Source organism: Krasilnikovia sp. MM14-A1259 (genome assembly GCF_047159535.1).
GTDB lineage: Bacteria > Actinomycetota > Actinomycetes > Mycobacteriales > Micromonosporaceae > Actinoplanes.
The window spans coordinates 3,036,709-3,053,398 of sequence record NZ_BAAGAJ010000002.1; the positions used below are offsets into that span (position 1 = coordinate 3,036,709).

The following is a 16,690-nucleotide window of genomic DNA, read 5'->3' on the forward strand; positions in this document are numbered from 1 at the left end:
GTGCGCCTCCGTCAGGACATCGTGCAGCCACCGGCGTCGGCGGGGCGGAACGCCTGCGCCGCCGGGATGGTCCGCAGGATCTTCTCGTAGTCCCAGTCCGTGGTGACCTGGCTCTTGGGCTTCACCTCGGCCAGATACACGTCGTGGATCACCCGGTGGTCCTGCGCGCGGATGGTCGCGTGGCGGGCGAACACGTCGTCGTACTGATAGCCCTCCAGCTTGTCCACGACGTCGTCGGCGGCGTCCGTGCCGGCCCGCTGCACCGCCTCCAGGTATTGCAGCGCCGCGGAGTAGTTGGCGGCGTGCGCGAACGAGGGCCGGGTGCCGGTCCGGGCGGTGAACCGGTCCGCCCACTGGCGGTTGCGTTCGTCGAAGTTCCAGTACCACGCGTCGGTGAACGTGGTGCCCGCGAACGCGTCCGGGCCCAGCGAATGGATGTCGGTGATGAACATCAGCCCGACGGACAGTTTGATGCCCTGCTCGCGCAGCTTGAACTCGTTGTACTGCTTCACCAGGTTGACCAGGTCCCCACCGGCCTGCATGGCGCCGAGCACGTCCGGCTTGGGTGTGAGTGTGGGCGCCTTCAACAGGTACGTGGAGAAGTTGTCGTTCGGGAACGGGGTGGGGTCGGCGGCGAGCACGGTGCCCCCGGCCGCCCCGATCGCGGCCCGGAACGACTTCTGCATGTCCTGCCCGAACGCGTAGTCCGGATACACCAGATACCAGTTCTTGCCGCCGTCCTTGGTCACCTGCGTGCCCGTGCCCCCGGCCAGCATCGACGTGTCGTACGCATAGCCGAACGTGTAGCGGTTGCACTGTTTGCCGGTGAGTTCCGTGGTGGCGGCGCCGATGTTGAAGTACAGCTTGCGTTTCGCCTTCGCCACGGTCGCCACGGCCAGGGCCGCCGACGAGGTGGGCACGTCGAGGATGACGTCGGCCTGCTGCCGGTCGTACAGTTCCTGGGCCTTGGAGTTGGCGATGTCGGGCTTGTTCTGGTGGTCGGCGGAGATCACCTCGATGTCCTTGGTGACCGCGCGGTCGCCGTACTTCGCCTGGAAATCGGCGACGGCCAGCCGCACCGCCTCGACGCTGTTCTTTCCGGACAGGTCGGCGTACACACCGGACTGGTCGTTGAGCACGGCCAGCACGATCTTTCCGCTGCTGATCTTCTCGTCGCCGCCGCCGGGCCCGCCCCGGCCGCACCCGGCGGCCAGCAGGACTGCGGCGGCCGACGCGGCGCACAGCGCCCGCATGGTCTTGCGCATGGGATCTCCTCGAGGGTGTGTTCTCAGACGCCGAGGTACGCGAGCAGTTCGTGTTCGCGTTCGCGCACCTGGTCGTTGTCGAGCGCCTCGACCACCCGGCCCTCGGCGAGCAGGTGATGCCGGTCGGCGACGGTCGTGGCGAAATGCAGGTTCTGTTCGATGAGCAGCACCGTGACCCCGGCGGCCTTGATCTGCCGCAGGATGTCGCCGATCTGGTGCACCAGCAGCGGTGAGAGCCCTTCGGTGGGTTCGTCGCACAGCAGCAGCCGGGCTCCGCTGCGCAGCACGCGGGCCAGCGCCAGCATCTGCTGCTCCCCGCCGGACAGGTGGGTGCCCGCCGCGCGGCGGCGCTGTTTCAGAACCGGGAACGTGGCGTAGATCCGGTCCAGGGGCCACGGATCCGGCCCGACGACCGGCGGCAGCAGCAGGTTCTCCTCGACGCTGAGGGTGGCGTAGATGCCGCGGTCGTCGGGCACGTACCCGAGCCCGGCCCGGGCGCGCCGGTACGCGGGCCGGGTGTGGAAGCGGGCGTCACCGAGGAACTCCAGGCGCCCGCCGGACGGGGTGTGCAGCCCCATGAGGCAACGCAGCAGCGTGGTCTTGCCGGCGCCGTTGCGGCCGACCAGCGTGACGATCTCGCCCGGGGCCACGGTCAGGCTGACGTCGCGCAGCACCTGCGCCTCTCCGTACCCGGCGCGCAGACGGTCAACGGTCAGCATGCGCCTCTCCCAGGTACGCGGTGATCACGCGCGGGTCGGCGCGGACGTCGGCGTAGCCGCCCTCGACCAGGACGTCGCCGTGCTGCAGCACCGTGACCCGGTCGGCCAGGCTCCGTACGACGGTCATGTTGTGCTCGACCATCACGACGGTGCGGCCGGTGCGGATCCGGGAGATCAGGGCGATGGTGCGGTCCACGTCCTCGGCGCCCATGCCCGCGGTGGGTTCGTCGAGCAGCAGCACCCGCGGGTCCAGGGCCAGCGCCACGGCGAGTTCGAGGGCGCGCTTGCGCCCGTACGCGAGTTCGGCGGCCGGGACATGTGCGGCGTCGGCCAGCCCCACCTCGTCGAGCAGGTGCTCGGCGCGGTCCCGGAACCGGCCGAGCCGCCGCTCGGAACGCCAGAACCGCCAGCCCAGCCCGGTCCGCGCCTGCGCCGCAAGTTCGACGTGCTCACGCGCCGTGACCTGTGGGAACAGCGTGGTGATCTGGAACGAGCGGGCCACCCCGAGCCGGGCGACCCGGTCAGGGGCAAGGCCGGTGACGTCGCGGCCGTCGAACGTGATGCGCCCCGCGGACGGGCGCAGGAAACCGGTCAGCAGGTTGAACAGGGTGGTCTTGCCGGCGCCGTTGGGCCCGACGAGCGCGTGCACGCTGCCCGGTGCCACGTCGAGGTCCACGCGGCCCACGGCCGGGAACCCGCGGAACCTCTTGCCGAGGCCGCGCGCCTGCAGGATCGGCCGCTCCACGGTGGTCGCCTCCCACATGTCGCGGGCGCCACCGGAGCGGAGGCGCCTGTGACGCGAGACACTATGGGCGGTTGACCTGCACAGCCATGTGTGCGGATCACACAGGCTCGAACGATGTCATGGGGTGGCGCCCCATCCGGGGCGCCACCCGATCAGGAGGACGCGGTCGCCGCCTGCGGCACCGAGAACACCGGCCAGAATCGCGGCAAGTGACTCAGCATCCGGCCCTCCACCCGGTCCCCCGATACCGGTGGGACCTCGACCGCCACCCCCCGATTGTCTGCGAGCAGGTACACGCTGCCCGTGGTGACGGTCGTGGTCGGACACTCGGTACGCGTCCCGGCAGCCAGGTACGGTTCGTCGACCGCGGTGCCGTTGCGCAGGACCCGGCCGTCCCGGCAGGTGATCGTGTCGCCGGGCAGCCCGATCACGCGTCGCACCAGCACGGTGTCGTCGTCCTCCGTCCGGAACGCGACCACGTCGCCGTGGTGCAGCCCGGTCATCCGGAACCCGACCCGGTCCATCAGCCAGCGGTCGCTGACCTGCAGACCCGGCTCCATCGCCCCCGACGGCACATACATGGGGGTGAGCACCCACTGGTGCACCCCGGCGGCCAGCGCCAGCACGGCGATCGCGGTGACCACGATGCGGCGGCGCAGCCGTACCTTCGCGGGCAGTTCGGCGCTCCGGGCGCGCCGCTCCCGTACGGCGGTCCGGATGCCGCCGAACGACCAGCTCAGCGCCTCCCACGTCCCCCGGGTGTGGGAGAACTCGCGCAGTGCGGCCTCGCCCCACGGGCCGCCCTCGCTGCCGCGCCCGCGCACCGCGACGGCCAGCGCCTGGTACGCCCACCGGCGGATCACGCCGTCGGTCTGTGTCGGGCGGTCCAGCAGCGGACCGGTCACGGCGCTCACCGGAACACCCCGAACGCGAGGCGGGGGCCGCCGCGCCGGACGGGCGCGACCGGGGCGGCCGACCGGTCGAGGCGTTCGGCGGCGAGAACCGCCCCGTCGGCGGTCAGCCGGTACGTGTGACGGGGTGGGCGGCCGGGCTCGTCGGACGGTTCCCATCCGGTGTCGAGCAGGCGCTGTTGGGCGAGCCGCATGAGGATCGGATACAGGGTCCCGGAGGCGAGGCCGGTCTCCCGGCTCAGGTCGTAGCCGTAGCGCCACCGGTCGGGGGCGGCCATCAGCGCGCGGAAGACCGCGAGGGTCTGCGGTGAGGTATGAGGGGTTCGAGGCACGGCGAAACTCTACATAACTAGACCACCCTTGACCAGGGCTTTTTTCTGACGTCTCCGACGTCGGCCACGAGAATTCACTCGTCGTTTCCGCCTCGGCACCACCGATCGTGGGGCAACGGGTAGCGCGGGCCGGTCCGGCCGGGCGACGATCGGCGGTATGGAGAAGGCACCGCCGGACTCCGAAGCCACGCTGTTGCCGCCCCCGCAGACGGGGCGCAGCTCGTTCCCGCCGATCGCCGACTACGCGTTCCTCTCGGACTGCGAGGTCAACTGCCTGGTCGCCCCGAACGGGGCGGTCGAGTGGATGTGCCTGCCGCGGCCGGACGCACCGAGCGTGTTCACGACGATGCTGGACCGCAGCGCGGGCGCGTTCCGGCTCGGCCCGTACGACGAGATGGTGCCCGCCGCGCGCCGCTACCTGCCGGGCAGCCTGATGCTGGAGACGACCTGGCAGACCCGTACGGGGTGGCTGATCGTCCGGGATGCGCTGTGCATGGGCCCGTGGCACAACGTCGAGGAACGCTCCCGTACCCACCGCCGCTCCCCCACCGACTACGACGCCGAGCACTGCCTGCTGCGTACGGTGCGCTGTGTCAGCGGGTCCGTCGACCTGTCCATGACGTGCGAGCCGGTGTTCGACTACGGCCGCCGCGAACCGTCGTGGCGCTACGAAGGCCCCGGCTACGGCGAGGTCGTCGCGGAGTACCCCGACGGTGACATCACGCTGCGCCTCACCACGGACCTGCGCCCCGGCATCGAAGGGCGCGGCCTGAACGCCCGGACCCGGATGGTCGAGGGCGACAGCCACTTCGTGGCGCTGAGCTGGTCGGCGCTGCCGCCCCCGCTCACGCTGGACGACGCCATGTGCCGGATGGGCCGCACCTCCGAGTACTGGCGGCAGTGGATCACCCTGGGCGAGTTCCCCGACCACCCGTGGCGCAGCTACCTGCAGCGCAGCGCACTCACCCTCAAAGGCCTCACGTACGCCCCGTCCGGCGCGCTGCTGGCCGCGGCCACCATGGCGTTGCCGGAGAGCCCGAAAGGCGAACGCAACTGGGACTACCGATACGCGTGGGTGCGCGACTCCACGTTCGCCCTGTGGGGCCTGTACACGCTCGGATTCGACCGCGAGGCCAACGACTTCTTCTACTTCATCCACGACGCCTGCAAGGACGGGCACGAACTGCAGGTCATGTACCGGGTCGGCGGTGAACGGGAGATCGAGGAGGAGTCGCTGCCACACCTGTCCGGATACGAGGGTGCGTTCCCGGTACGGCTCGGCAACGCGGCGTACAAACAGAAACAGCACGACGTGTGGGGTGCCGTGCTGGACTCGGTCTACCTGCACGCCCGGTCCCGCGAGCAACTGCCCGAGTCGCTGTGGCCCGTACTCAAACGCCAGGTGGAACAGGCGGCCGAGCACTGGGAGGAACCCGACCGCGGCATCTGGGAGGTCCGCGGTGAGCCCCAGCATTTCGTCTCCAGCAAGGTGATGTGCTGGGTGGCGCTCGACCGCGGCGCCCGCCTGGCCCGCCTCTACGACGAGCCCGAGTACGCCGAGAAGTGGCAGACCCTCGCCGACCAGATCCACGACGAGGTGTGCGCCAAAGGCGTCGACGCCCGCGGTGTCTTCGTGCAGCGGTACGGTTCGACCGCCCTGGACGCCTCGCTGCTGCTGTTGCCGCTGATGCGTTTCCTGCCCGCCGACGACACCCGGATCCGGGCCACCGTGCAAGCCATCGCGGACGAGCTGACCGTCGACGGGCTGGTGCTGCGCTACCGGGTCGAGGAGACCGACGACGGACTGTCCGGCGAGGAGGGCACGTTCACGATCTGCTCGTTCTGGCTGGTGTCGGCGCTGGTCGAGATCGGCGAGGTGGATCAGGCCCGCAAACTGTGCGAACGCCTGCTCGCCTACGCCAGCCCCCTGGAGCTGTACGCCGAGGAGATCGACACGTACAGCGGCCGGCACCTGGGCAACTTCCCGCAGGCGTTCACGCACCTGGCCCTGATCAACGCGGTCATGCACGTCATCCGCGCCGAGCAGAGCGTGACGCCGGGCCAGTTCAGCCCGGCCAACGTGGCCGGTGCCTGATGTCGGCCGCCCCGCACACCGATCTGGAACGCACGCTCGCCGACGCGGCCCGGGTGGCGCAGCGCGCGCCGTCGGTGTTCAACACCCAGCCGTGGCGGTGGCGGGTCGGCCCGCACACCCTCGAACTGCGGCGCGACCCGCAACTGCAACTGACCCCCGCCGACCCGGCCGGGCACCAGATGCTGCTCAGTTGCGGCGCCGCACTGCATCACGCGCGGCTCGCCCTGGCCGCCGCCGGGCGCCTCGCGGACGTGTCCCGGTTCCCCGACCCGGCCGAGCCGGACCTGCTGGCACGGCTCGACGTCCGCGGCCGGGCCGACCCGACCCCTCAGGTACGCCGGCTGCGTGGGGCGATCCCGGCGCGGCACACCGACCGGCGCCCGTACGGCCCGAATCCCGTGAGCGCCGCCGCGCTGGCCCGGCTGGGCGCGGCGGCCAGCGCCGAACGCACCGGGCTGCACACGATCCCGGACGACGACGTGCCGACGCTGGCGCGGGCCGCCGTGACGGCCGCGACCACGGAACAGGCGGACCCGGCGTACCGGGCCATGGCCGCGCGGTGGACCGGGGCGCCGCCGGGCAGCGAGGACGGCGTCCCGGCGGGCACTGCCGTTCGGCCCGGCCCGCACCGGGTCCCGGTCCGCGACTACCTGCCCTCGGTCGACACCGCGGGCCTCACCGCGGGTGCGGGCGACGACCGGGGCACCACGTACGCGATCCTGCACGGCCCCGGCGACGCCCCGGGCGACCGGCTGCGCGCGGGGGAAGCGCTGTCCGCGGTGTTGCTGACCGCGGTGGTGGAGGGGCTGGCCACCGCGCCGATGAGCGACATCCTGGAGGTGACCGACGCGCGCCGGATCGTGCGGGACCTGCTCCCGGACGCAGACGTGCCGTACCTGGTGCTGCGCATCGGCATGGCCGTAGAACCGGACGCACCGCCGCCCACCCCGCGCCGCCGGCCCGGCACGGTGTTCGGATTCGGCGGCTGACCGTATTGCCTGGGCCGCACCAACGGCGGATCTGGCAGTGCTGTCCCGCCCGTACGCTGCCGTGGTGACCGTCCGCGCCGCCCATCGCATCGCCGTGCCGTTCGTGCTGATGGCGTTCGGTCTGCGCCTCCTGGCCGATTTCTGGGCTTTTCCGCTGGCGCTGCGGCTGGACCCGGCGTCGCTCAGTCTCGGCGCCCTGATGGGCGCACAGGTCGTCGCCGTGGTGATCCCGCTCGGCGGTTACTGGTGGTGCACCCGCCGCGTGTGGCGGCGCCCGCCGACGTGGCGCGTGGACGCCGACCGGCGCCACTTCGTCGCCGACCTGTCCCCGCGCTTGGGCGGCCCGCAGGCCGTGGTCATCGGCTGGGCGAGCGCCGCCCTGGTGCCCCGCGAGCGCGTTCCGGACACGGACCGGATGCGGATCGCCGACCTGGGAGCGGTCACCGACGTCGGGATCGCCCTCGCGGTAGTGGCGCTGGCCGCGGGCATCGCGATGGCGCTGGCGAATCGGCCACGGCTGATGCTGGACCCGCGCGGCGTCGTCCTGCAGGGGCTGGTGAGGTCGCGTGGGTTCCGCTGGGACGAGCTGGTTCCGGGCGGACCTGCGCTCCCGGCCACACCAAACCCCAGGGAGATCACGCTGTACCGGCAACCGCCCGCCGATGCGCCCCTGTGGTTCCTGCCCTGGCGTCTCCCGGCATACCCGCTGCACGTGGACCCGGCGTTCCTCGCCCACACCCTGCGCCGCTACCTCGACCATCCAGAGTGTCGGGACCGCGTGGGCACCGCCGAGGAACTCGCCGCGCTGCACGAAGGCTCCGCCTCCCCGATGCCGACCGGCTGATCGAGCCCCGGCGGCATTCGCCACCAGGCAGCCTGCGGTGCCTCCGGGTCAGTTCACCGTCACGACCACCTTGCCGAGGGCACGCCCCTCGCCCACGTGGGCCAGCGCCGCGGGCACCTCGTCGAGGCCGACCGTATGGTCGATGTGGATGGCGAGGCCACCGGCCACGCACAGATCGGCGACCGGCCCGAAGTACGCAGGCCCCTCCTTGACCGCGAGCACGCCGAGACGGCGCCGGGTGAGGACGCCGGCCAGCGAGCCGACCGTCAGGATCCTCAGCAGCGCCGACACCGACCCGCCGACGCACCGGTAACGGCCGCCGGGGGCCAGGGCCCGGCGGTAGGCGAACACGGACCGGTGAGCGACAAGATCGAGGATGAGATCGTACGGGCCGTTGCGGGTGAAGTCCCCGCGCCGGTAATCGATGACGTGGTCCGCGCCGACCGACCGCATGAAGTCGAGCTTGTCCGCGTTGTCGACGCCGGTGACCTCGGCGCCGAGTCGCTTGGCGAGCTGGATCGCAAACGATCCCGACCCGCCGCCAGCACCGTTGACCAGGACTCGGTGCCCGGTCGCGACGCCCGCGGTCCCCTGCCACGCGATCACCCCCGCCTGCGGAATCGTCGACGCCTCCGCGAACGTCAGCGCGGAGGGTTTGGCGGCCAACGCCGACTCGGGGGCCGCCGCGTACTCGGCAAAGCCGCCCTTGAGCCTGAGGTTGTCGCCGTACACCTCATCACCGGGCCGGAACCGGGCGACCTGCGGGCCGACCGCATCGACCCACCCGGCGATGTCCGACCCGAGTATCCGGCGGGCCGGGACGCGCAGCCCGCCGATGCGCGAATACAACGGCGAGCCTCGCAGGGACTCCCAGTCGCTCAGATTGACCGAGGTCGCCGCGACCTTGATCAGCACCTGACCGGGGGCCGGGGACGGCTTGGGGACGTCCTCGATGCGCAACACATCCGGGGGCCCGTACCGGTCGTACACGACCGCTCTCATCCACCCATCCTCAGCCCTTCAGGCAAGCAGGGCGGTCACGGACACGCACACCGTCACGCATTCACACCTCAAGCGGCGGTCGGTGTGTCCAGGCTAGGAACCGATCCCAGAGCGCACCCGGCGTCGACTCGGGCAGATCGCCGACGGCCTCCGTCATCCAAGAGGCCATCAGGATTGCGAGTTGACTTGTCGGGGAGTCGGGAACGATGTGCTGCCGGTACGGCCCACAGGGCCACGGTGCTCGGCAGGCATTGCACAGCCAATCGGGCCGGTGCGGCTGGTGGACACGAATGATGGATTCGCGCGCGCTTTCTGGGCCGGGATCCGCAGGGGCACAACGGTCGGCATGGGTACGGTCGACCGGCTCCGGTCCGGTGGTGGATGGGCACCGCTTCGGCTCGCGTACGCGGTGGCCGGCCCGCATATGTCCTCCGTCGGCCGACTGCTCGCCTTCCGCCTCCACCATCGGAAACGCATGGTCATCCACTCCTCGGTCCTTCCGTCGACATCTGCCCATCCGGCCGGTCGGACTGGGACGAGCGACCGGATGTATCCGCGAATCGACGTTATGGCTGCGTCGTTGCGACGCTCGAGCAGTTTGCAGAGATTTGCAGCTTGACGCGTGCCGGACCGGCCGGAACCATGGCGGCAGGGTGCCCCAAAGTCCCCATCGGAGGCCATTGTGGAGCTGACATTCGTAGCCAAGGACCCTGGTTCCGAGCCGAGCGGCTCACCAACGCTGTACCGCACGGACCGCGGATCCTGGGTGGTTCAAGGCTGGATCGTCACTGACCCGTCCGCACTGGCGGCGATGGACATCCCGGCCGGCGAGTCGTGTGTGGAGATCCCTGATCGACTCGTGCCTTTCTTCGCCGCGGGCAGGCAATGATGGTGCCGGCCACCCACGACGACCTCAATTCGCTGTGTCGCGGCATCGACAAGTCGTTCGTGCACCTTGAGACTCGCGATTCCTACGGGACCGAGGCGGAACTGCCGCACATGGCCAAGTGGCGGCGCGGTGAGCCGGACGACTTCTCCTGGCTCGGTTGGTGGCTGGAAATGCTGCGAGGGCACCGCGCGGCGGGACGTACGTGTCGGCGGGCCCGCATCGTGTCCGAACCGCTGAGTGACTACCAACGCTGGACGATGAGCCACGCCGGCCTGTTCACGGAGGCCGGCGAGGACATCCGGTATCTGCCGCGCCCCCGGCTTGCCACCGTTGCGCTGCCTGGCAGCGGGGACTTCTACGTCTTCGACGACAAGATCGCGCTTTTCCTCCACTACACCGGTGCGGGCACGAACGCTTCATTCCAGACAAGCACCGATAGGGCGCTGGTGAGAGCTTGCAGTCAAGCCTTTGAGACGGTATGGGACCTGTCCACACCCGTACGTGACTACCGACCCCAGTAGCTCCGTTGCCCAGGCCCGAACGGAACTCGGCAACCGCCTGCGCCAATTACGCCGTGCTGCCGGGCTGACGGGCAAGGCCCTGGCCGCCGCCACGGGCCAGCACTTCACGCGGATCAGCCGCATCGAGCACGGCATACAAGCGCCCACCGAGGCGAATATCCGTGACTGGTGCACCGCCTGCGGCGCAGCCGACGAGATCACCGAACTGATCGCCACGGCCCGGTCGGTCGAGTCTGCCTACCTGGAATGGGCGCGCCAGGCGCGTGCCGGGATGCGCCGCCTCGGTGATCTGCATTCGATTGCGACCTATCGGCGCACGACCACTTTCCGCATCCACGAGCCGACCATTCTGCCCGGGATCTTCCAGACCGAGTCCTACCTCCGGCGGATGCTTTCCTTCTGGTATGCGTTCCTGGACGCCCCGGATGACACCGAGGCCACGATTGCGATGAGGGCGGAGCGTACGGCCTCCGCCCTCATGCCGGCCAAGCGCATCGCCGTGATCCTCGGCGAGCAGGCGCTGCGCACCCGACGCGGCAGCCCGCTGGAGCACGCCGACCAGCTGACCCATCTGCAGACGCTGATGCGACTGCCGTTCGTTTCCGTCGGTGTCATCCCGGCCGACGCCCAGCGTCGCGCCATCGCTTCCGTCGGCTTCTGGATTTTCGACGACAATGCTGTCGCGCTGGAGACTCCGACGGCGGCCATCAAAGTCACCCGGCCACAGGAGATCGCGCGCTATGCCAGGCTCTTCGACGAACTCCGCAGGGAAGCCCGTTACGGCCGGGAGGCTCACGACGTCATCAGCCGCATCCGCGACAGACCACAGAGGTGAATTCGGCGGTCAGGCTATTCGCCGGCTTCCGTCTTGCGCGCGTTCCACCAGCCCCGGTCCTCCTCGTTGAGTTCGCCTTCCCATTCGAGCCGGCGGTTGTACAGGATGGTGTAGCGGTCGTTGGCGGAGAGTGCACTTCCGGCGGTCCCGGCGAAGCCCGGCTGGTGCTGCCAGAAGTCCTCGGTCTCGGTGCGGGCGAACGCCATCAGATTGTGCAGCGTGGGAAGCTGCGCCAGCGACTGCCGGACGCTTTCGTAGTGTGCCCCGATGTCGCCTGAGCCGAATTCACCGGCCACCTGATAGAACGGCGCGACCGCGCGCAGCGCGATGACCGCGACCGAGAACCGGTGCTCGGCCGAGACTTCCTCCAGGACCCGCACGGCGTGCTGGCGGGAGCCCTCCATGGCCGCCGGATCGGGCTGATCGGCCGCAGCTTCCGTGGGCAGCGAATCGCCCCAGTGGCTGAGCTCGTGCTGCGCCCTCGTGATCCGCTCGCAGAGGGCGGCGAGACCGCGGACGACCCGGAACGCGGCCTCGGCCAGGTGGCCCGAACAGCTTTCGGGGTCGCCGTTCTCGGGGTAGTTGTTGCCGTTCTCGGCTTCTTCCAGCGCCGCGTCGACCTCGTTGACGTCCTGCTGGCCCTCCTGGATGGTGGCGGACAGGCCCAGGATGTAGTTGCGGTGCTCGTCGGTGAACCGTTCGACCGTCGTCCGGAACTCGTTGCCGTGCAAGGCGCCCAGCACCGGCTCCATCGTCGCGGCGTGGAGCTGGTGATGCTCGGCCCGGCTTTCGGAGAACACACGGAGCGAGTCGTGCCGGAACCCGGTCCACTCCGTGCCTCTGAGATGTGACTGCGTGGTCAGCGGTGTGATCCGGGCGTGCAGGTGGGTCAGCCCGGACGAATAGCCGCCGAGGTTGTGCGTGATGGGCTGGAAGACCTGGGTGAATATGGCGCGGTGCGGGACGAACAACCGGCTCATGCCCGGAACGTACATGCGTGCAGCTCCCACCATCGGTCGGTACATTGACGGATGCCAATGTACCGACCGCGCTGCTACGCCGCGACGGCCGTACGGACCGCGGCTATCACCGCGTCCACCGCGACCGCCCTGATCAGCTCCAGGCTGACCTCGGCGGCGATTTCCCCGGTGGCCAGCGCGACGACGGCGTCTCCGTCGAAGCGGGAATGGGCCGGGTGAATCGCTCGCGCGAAACCGGTGTGCCCGCTCTGCGCCAGCAGAAAGCAATCGTTCTTGGCCAACGTCGCATTCGTCAGCACCACACCGATGGTCGTGTTCTGCAGGAAGCCGGACGGGGGCGCGGAAACCGGGACCGCTCCGTCACCCGACGGGCGGCCTTCGGCGTCGAGGACGTCGCCCCACGCGTTGACAACCACCACGGCAGCCACGTCGGCCGCCCCGGCGCTGCAGGTCGCCCAGCCCACCCCGCCCGGGTCGCGCCGCCCTCGCCAGCCGCCGGTCGAGGCGCCGGTGCCGGCGCCGACCCGGCCCGCCGTCAGTGGCTCGCCCGCCCACGCCGCGCGCACGGCCGACCGGCCCGCGTCGGCCCCGGGCGGCCCGGTTCTGACGGAGTGGTCGAAGACGGACATGCCCACGACGATCGGGACGGGGCCCGCGGGCGTCGGGAAGCCCTGGCCGCGCTCGCGCAGCAGTTCCATCACCCCGTCCGCCGCGGACAGCCCGAACGCCGAGCCCCCGGAAAGCACCACCGCGTCCACCCGGTCGACCAGGCGGGTCGGGTCGAGCAGGGCGAACTCGCGGGTCGCCGGGGCGCCGCCGCGCACCTCGCCGGATCCGACGGTGCCCGGCGGCGGGAGGACCACCGTGACCCCGGTCCCCGACCCGGTCCAGTGCCCCGCGAACGCCGACAACAACTGCGGTGGTGGTGGTGTCATAACCGTCGAGCTTGGCACAGGGGACGGTCCCGGTGGCGGTGAAAGTACGAACGCCACCCCCGAGGTTCCGGGCCCCCGCGCACCGGGTGTCAACGGTCACATAGGACGGTCGGGCAGGTCGTGGATGCCGCCGGCTCCGCACCCTCAATTGTGGGGTTGCTGGCCCGGAACGTGCCGTGATCCGGTGGGGTGGGCCGCCCGAACCGGGCGGCTCTCGAATGCACGCGGGGATGGGCGTCCGGGCTGCCGGTCGGTCGGCCCGCGCCACCATCGCCCAGGAGGGCACACGAAATGCCACGTAGAAGGTTGGCCACGATCGCGGTCGGGGTCGTGACCTCGATGTCGATGCTGGTCATGAACGCCGCACCCGCGCAGGCGGTGGACCCCGGCACGGTCGTCGCGGTCATCAAGGCTGTGAAGAGCGCGTACGACGCGTACAAGCAGTACACGACCCACACCATGTCGCTGGAGCAGGCAACCGCGCAGATCATCTCGGCGGTCAACGGCGCCAAGCAGCAGATCCTCACCGAGATCGACGGGATCGCCGCGGCCCAGGTCCGGGGCTGCGCCAACGCCGCCGTCATCGACATGGCGGACCTGCCCGGCATGAGCCCCGACACCAAGCAGGCGTTCGCCCGCGACGCCACGGCGTGCGTCACCAGCGCCCAGGCCGTGATCACCACGCTCTCCGACAAGGCGGCGATCGATCAGGTCGGGTTCGCGGCCAACATCGTCGGCCCGATCGCCCTGGTGGCCCGCGCTCAGTCCGGTCTCTCCAGCGGCATCCCCGCGCTGCGCAGCACGCTGATCAGCCTCGACCAGACCGTGATGACGAAACTGAAGCCGTACTGCACGGCGACCGGGTTGTGGGGTGATGTCCCCGCAGACGGGCGCGCGCACATGACCGACGTCGACCTGCGGTGCACCGCGTACAACGGGGACACGGGCACCGGCTGGACGATGATGTCGTTGCGCCGCGGCCAGACGGTTCCCACGGCCGGGATCGACTTCAGTTCCGAGATCCAGCAGGCGGCCCGCAACACGAGCTACGTCGTCGCCCAGGCGGCGATCGCGTCTCTCTGAGCGCACGCCGGGGAACGCCCTCGGGGGGTGAAGCGGGGGAACCCTGAGGCCGCCTCAGGGTTCCCCACCGGCGTTCTCCTCCTCCGGGCGGAGCGGCGGCCCATTTCCACCCCCGTACGCGGAGAATCCGGGCCTTCCCTGTCGGGTCCCCGACCGTCACGACACCGTCGGGCGGTCGGGGATCAACGCGGGTCGGACCCGGATGTTCCGAACCTGCGCCCTGCCTAGGTTCATTGGCGACACGACGTCGATCGGCAGGGGGAACCGGAGATGGGCAGGCGACCGGTGACGGTACGCATGGCGCGTTGGAGCGCCGAACATCCGTGGCGGGCTCTGGCGCTGTGGGTGGTTTTCGTGGCGGTGTGCTTCGTCGGCGGCAACGCGGCAGGGCTCACGGAGACCACCGCGAAGGACATGTCGATCGGAGAGTCCGGCCGGGCCTCCGTGATGATGGAGAAGGGCAAGTTCGACACCGAACCGGCCGTGGAGAACGTTCTGATCACCGCCCGTTCCGGTGCGCTCGACAAGGCGGCCGCGGGCGCGGCGGCCAAGGACGCCGCGGCGGCACTGCGTACGGTGCCGGGCGTGGCCGGGGTCGGCGAGCCGGTCCCGGCGCGCGACGGGTCCGCGCTGCTCGTCCCGATCACCATGTCCGGTGATCCGGAGACCGCCTCGGACCGGGTCGAACCGCTGCGTGCGGCCACCGACAAGGTGCAGCAGTCGCATCCCGCGCTGCGCATCGAGGAGGTGGGTGGTCCGTCCATCAGCAAGGCGCTCGACGACACGCTCGGCAAGGACTTCCACCGGGCCGAGTTGCTCAGCCTGCCGGTGACGCTGGCCATCCTGATCATCGCGTTCGGCGCGCTGATCGCTGCGGGCGTACCCGTGCTGCTGGCCCTGTCGTCGGTGGCCGCCGCGATGGGGTTGTCCACCCTGGCGTCGCACCTCGTGCCGTCGACCGACTCCACCAGCAGCGTCATCCTGCTCATCGGCATGGCGGTCGGCGTGGACTACTCGCTGTTCTACGTACGCCGGGAACGTGAGGAACGGGCCCGCGGCCGTGGCCACGTCGACGCGGTGGAGATCGCCGCGGAGACCTCCGGCCACGCGGTGGTGGTTTCGGGTACGGCCGTGATCATCGCGATGGCCGGGTTGTTCCTCGCCAACGATGCGATCTTCTCGTCGCTGGCGGTCGGCTCGATCCTCGTCGTGGCGGTCGCGGTGCTGGGCTCCCTGACCGTGCTGCCCGCGCTGCTGGCCAAGCTGGGCCGCTGGGTGGACCGGCCGCGGGTGCCGGTGCTGTGGCGCCTCACCGCGCGGCGCATCGGCCCGGACGGGCAGCCGCTGCCGGGCCGGTTCTGGCCGATGGTGCTGCGCCCGGCGCTGCGCCGGCCGCTGGCCACCCTGGTCGTCAGCGTGCTCGCGCTGCTGGCCCTGGCCGCGCCCGCCCTGGGGATGAAGCTCAAGTTCCCTGGCACCGAGGACCTGCCGCGTACGACGGCCGCCATGCAGGCGTACGACCGGCTGACCGCCGCGTACCCGAGCAACGGCACCAGCCACACCGTCGTGGTGCAGGCCCCGGCCGCCCAGGCGGACGCGGTCAAGGCGGCCCTGACCCGGCTGGCCGGAAACGCCCAGGCCGACCCGCTGTTCGCGAAGCTGGAGGAGACCGGCCCGGACATCAAGGTGTCCCCGGACCACACCGTGACCGTGCTGAACGTGGCCACGCCGTACTCGACGCGCAGCGCCGAGGCGGAGCAATCGCTGCACAAACTGCGCGACGATCTCGTTCCGGCCGCGCTGAACGGCGTGCCGGGCGCGGAGTACGCGGTGGGCGGCGGTGTCGCCGAGAGCGACGACTACGCCAGCCACATCTGGCACAAACTGCCGATCGTGGTGGGCTTCGTGCTGGCGCTGACGTTCCTGGTGATGGCATGGACGTTCCGGTCGGTGGTGGTCGCACTCACGTCGATCCTGCTCAACCTGCTGTCCGCGGCCGCCGCGTACGGGCTGCTGGTGCTCGTCTTCCAGCACACGTGGGCGGAGGGCATCCTCGGGTTCACCTCGATGGGTGCGATCGTCACCTGGCTGCCGCTGTTCCTGTTCGTGGTGCTGTTCGGGCTGTCGATGGACTACCACGTGTTCGTGGTGAGCCGGATCCGTGAGGCGGTGCAGCGCGGCGTACCCAACCGGGAGGCAGTCGCCGAGGGCATCGCCGGGTCGGCGGGCGTGGTGAGCAGCGCCGCGATCGTCATGGTCGCCGTGTTCTCGATCTTCGCGACGCTGAGCACGATCGACATGAAGCAGCTCGGTATCGGGCTGGCCGCGGCCATCCTGCTCGACGCGACGATCATCCGGGCGGTGGTGCTGCCGTCCGCGATGACGCTGCTGGGCAACGCGAACTGGTGGGCGCCGCGGTTCCTGCGCGGCCCCGGCCGGCACGCGGCCCCGGCCGGGCCGGACTCGGAGCCGGAGGGCGAGGAGCCGACCCGCGAACTGGTGGGCGCGGCCTGACGGTCCCCCTGCCGCGCGGTCCGTAGCTCAC

General features: G+C 70.7%; 15 protein-coding genes. 7 read left to right on the plus strand and 8 right to left on the minus strand.

Going from position 1 to position 16,690, the window contains the following annotated elements:
- Nucleotides 1–11: 11 nt before the first annotated feature.
- The 5 genes from ACMCNK_RS13325 to ACMCNK_RS13345 form a co-directional block, all read right to left on the minus strand.
- The gene (locus tag ACMCNK_RS13325; RefSeq protein ID WP_412736724.1) at nucleotides 12–1,265 is read right to left on the minus strand and encodes an ABC transporter substrate-binding protein; all 1,254 of its coding nucleotides are present in this window, start codon (nucleotides 1,263–1,265) and stop codon (nucleotides 12–14) included.
- 23 nt (nucleotides 1,266–1,288) lie between these two features.
- Complete coding sequence (locus tag ACMCNK_RS13330) at nucleotides 1,289–1,984, minus strand: ABC transporter ATP-binding protein (protein WP_412736725.1); 696 nt, start codon at nucleotides 1,982–1,984, stop codon at nucleotides 1,289–1,291.
- Nucleotides 1,971–2,747: an ABC transporter ATP-binding protein gene (locus ACMCNK_RS13335; protein ID WP_412736726.1), complete on the minus strand. Its 777-nt coding sequence runs from the start codon at nucleotides 2,745–2,747 to the stop codon at nucleotides 1,971–1,973. Before ACMCNK_RS13335 ends, ACMCNK_RS13330 begins: the two co-directional genes overlap by 14 nt.
- 134 nt (nucleotides 2,748–2,881) lie before the next feature.
- Nucleotides 2,882–3,643 (minus strand): signal peptidase I, encoded by a 762-nt coding sequence (lepB, locus tag ACMCNK_RS13340; protein ID WP_412736727.1) that lies wholly within the window; start codon nucleotides 3,641–3,643, stop codon nucleotides 2,882–2,884.
- The gene (locus ACMCNK_RS13345) at nucleotides 3,640–3,972 is read right to left on the minus strand and encodes a PadR family transcriptional regulator (protein ID WP_412736728.1); all 333 of its coding nucleotides are present in this window, start codon (nucleotides 3,970–3,972) and stop codon (nucleotides 3,640–3,642) included. Before ACMCNK_RS13345 ends, lepB begins: the two co-directional genes overlap by 4 nt.
- A 157-nt stretch (nucleotides 3,973–4,129) precedes the next feature.
- On the opposite strand from ACMCNK_RS13345, the gene ACMCNK_RS13350 reads away from it, so the two are divergent.
- From ACMCNK_RS13350 to ACMCNK_RS13360, 3 genes are all read left to right on the plus strand, one after another.
- A complete protein-coding gene (locus ACMCNK_RS13350) occupies nucleotides 4,130–6,067 on the plus strand; it encodes a glycoside hydrolase family 15 protein (protein ID WP_412736729.1) in 1,938 nt (645 codons plus the stop codon).
- Nucleotides 6,067–7,056, plus strand: coding sequence for an Acg family FMN-binding oxidoreductase (locus ACMCNK_RS13355; RefSeq protein ID WP_412736730.1), 990 nt, complete (start codon nucleotides 6,067–6,069; stop codon nucleotides 7,054–7,056). Before ACMCNK_RS13350 ends, ACMCNK_RS13355 begins: the two co-directional genes overlap by 1 nt.
- A gap of 64 nt (nucleotides 7,057–7,120) precedes the next feature.
- Entirely contained in the window at nucleotides 7,121–7,900 is a 780-nt protein-coding gene (locus ACMCNK_RS13360; protein ID WP_412736731.1) for a hypothetical protein, read from the plus strand.
- 48 nt (nucleotides 7,901–7,948) lie between these two features.
- On the opposite strand, the gene ACMCNK_RS13365 is transcribed toward ACMCNK_RS13360, so the two are convergent.
- Nucleotides 7,949–8,902: an NAD(P)-dependent alcohol dehydrogenase gene (locus tag ACMCNK_RS13365; protein WP_412736732.1), complete on the minus strand. Its 954-nt coding sequence runs from the start codon at nucleotides 8,900–8,902 to the stop codon at nucleotides 7,949–7,951.
- 888 nt (nucleotides 8,903–9,790) lie between these two features.
- Between ACMCNK_RS13365 and ACMCNK_RS13370 the strand changes: the two genes are divergently transcribed.
- Both ACMCNK_RS13370 and ACMCNK_RS13375 read left to right on the plus strand, forming a co-directional pair.
- Complete coding sequence (locus tag ACMCNK_RS13370; protein ID WP_412736733.1) at nucleotides 9,791–10,312, plus strand: DUF6879 family protein; 522 nt, start codon at nucleotides 9,791–9,793, stop codon at nucleotides 10,310–10,312.
- Nucleotides 10,293–11,147 carry a helix-turn-helix domain-containing protein gene (locus ACMCNK_RS13375; RefSeq protein ID WP_412736734.1) on the plus strand — a complete coding sequence of 285 codons (855 nt, stop codon included), beginning with the start codon at nucleotides 10,293–10,295 and terminating at the stop codon, nucleotides 11,145–11,147. Before ACMCNK_RS13370 ends, ACMCNK_RS13375 begins: the two co-directional genes overlap by 20 nt.
- 14 nt (nucleotides 11,148–11,161) lie before the next feature.
- Here the strand turns inward: ACMCNK_RS13375 and ACMCNK_RS13380 are convergent, their stop codons facing one another.
- A complete protein-coding gene (locus ACMCNK_RS13380; RefSeq protein WP_412736735.1) occupies nucleotides 11,162–12,127 on the minus strand; it encodes a hypothetical protein in 966 nt (321 codons plus the stop codon).
- Nucleotides 12,128–12,201: 74 nt separating this feature from the next.
- Nucleotides 12,202–13,062 (minus strand): P1 family peptidase, encoded by an 861-nt coding sequence (locus tag ACMCNK_RS13385; protein ID WP_412736736.1) that lies wholly within the window; start codon nucleotides 13,060–13,062, stop codon nucleotides 12,202–12,204.
- A gap of 291 nt (nucleotides 13,063–13,353) precedes the next feature.
- On the opposite strand from ACMCNK_RS13385, the gene ACMCNK_RS13390 reads away from it, so the two are divergent.
- Entirely contained in the window at nucleotides 13,354–14,145 is a 792-nt protein-coding gene (locus ACMCNK_RS13390; RefSeq protein WP_412736737.1) for a hypothetical protein, read from the plus strand.
- Between the two features lie 270 nt (nucleotides 14,146–14,415).
- Nucleotides 14,416–16,659, plus strand: a complete 2,244-nt coding sequence (locus ACMCNK_RS13395; protein ID WP_412736738.1) for an MMPL family transporter — start codon at nucleotides 14,416–14,418, stop codon at nucleotides 16,657–16,659.
- Nucleotides 16,660–16,690 lie beyond the last annotated feature (31 nt).

Bases quoted from the DNA above. Each gene is read 5' to 3' on its own strand.
- ACMCNK_RS13325 (WP_412736724.1), bottom strand. From the start codon at position 1,265: ATGCGCAAGACCATGCGGGCGCTGTGCGCCGCGTCGGCCGCCGCAGTC.
- ACMCNK_RS13330 (WP_412736725.1), bottom strand. From the start codon at position 1,984: ATGCTGACCGTTGACCGTCTGCGCGCCGGGTACGGAGAGGCGCAGGTG.
- ACMCNK_RS13335 (WP_412736726.1), bottom strand. From the start codon at position 2,747: ATGTGGGAGGCGACCACCGTGGAGCGGCCGATCCTGCAGGCGCGCGGC.
- ACMCNK_RS13350 (WP_412736729.1), top strand. From the start codon at position 4,130: ATGGAGAAGGCACCGCCGGACTCCGAAGCCACGCTGTTGCCGCCCCCG.
- ACMCNK_RS13355 (WP_412736730.1), top strand. From the start codon at position 6,067: ATGTCGGCCGCCCCGCACACCGATCTGGAACGCACGCTCGCCGACGCG.
- ACMCNK_RS13365 (WP_412736732.1), bottom strand. From the start codon at position 8,902: ATGAGAGCGGTCGTGTACGACCGGTACGGGCCCCCGGATGTGTTGCGC.
- ACMCNK_RS13370 (WP_412736733.1), top strand. From the start codon at position 9,791: ATGGTGCCGGCCACCCACGACGACCTCAATTCGCTGTGTCGCGGCATC.
- ACMCNK_RS13380 (WP_412736735.1), bottom strand. From the start codon at position 12,127: ATGAGCCGGTTGTTCGTCCCGCACCGCGCCATATTCACCCAGGTCTTC.
- ACMCNK_RS13385 (WP_412736736.1), bottom strand. From the start codon at position 13,062: ATGACACCACCACCACCGCAGTTGTTGTCGGCGTTCGCGGGGCACTGG.
- ACMCNK_RS13390 (WP_412736737.1), top strand. From the start codon at position 13,354: ATGCCACGTAGAAGGTTGGCCACGATCGCGGTCGGGGTCGTGACCTCG.
- ACMCNK_RS13395 (WP_412736738.1), top strand. From the start codon at position 14,416: ATGGGCAGGCGACCGGTGACGGTACGCATGGCGCGTTGGAGCGCCGAA.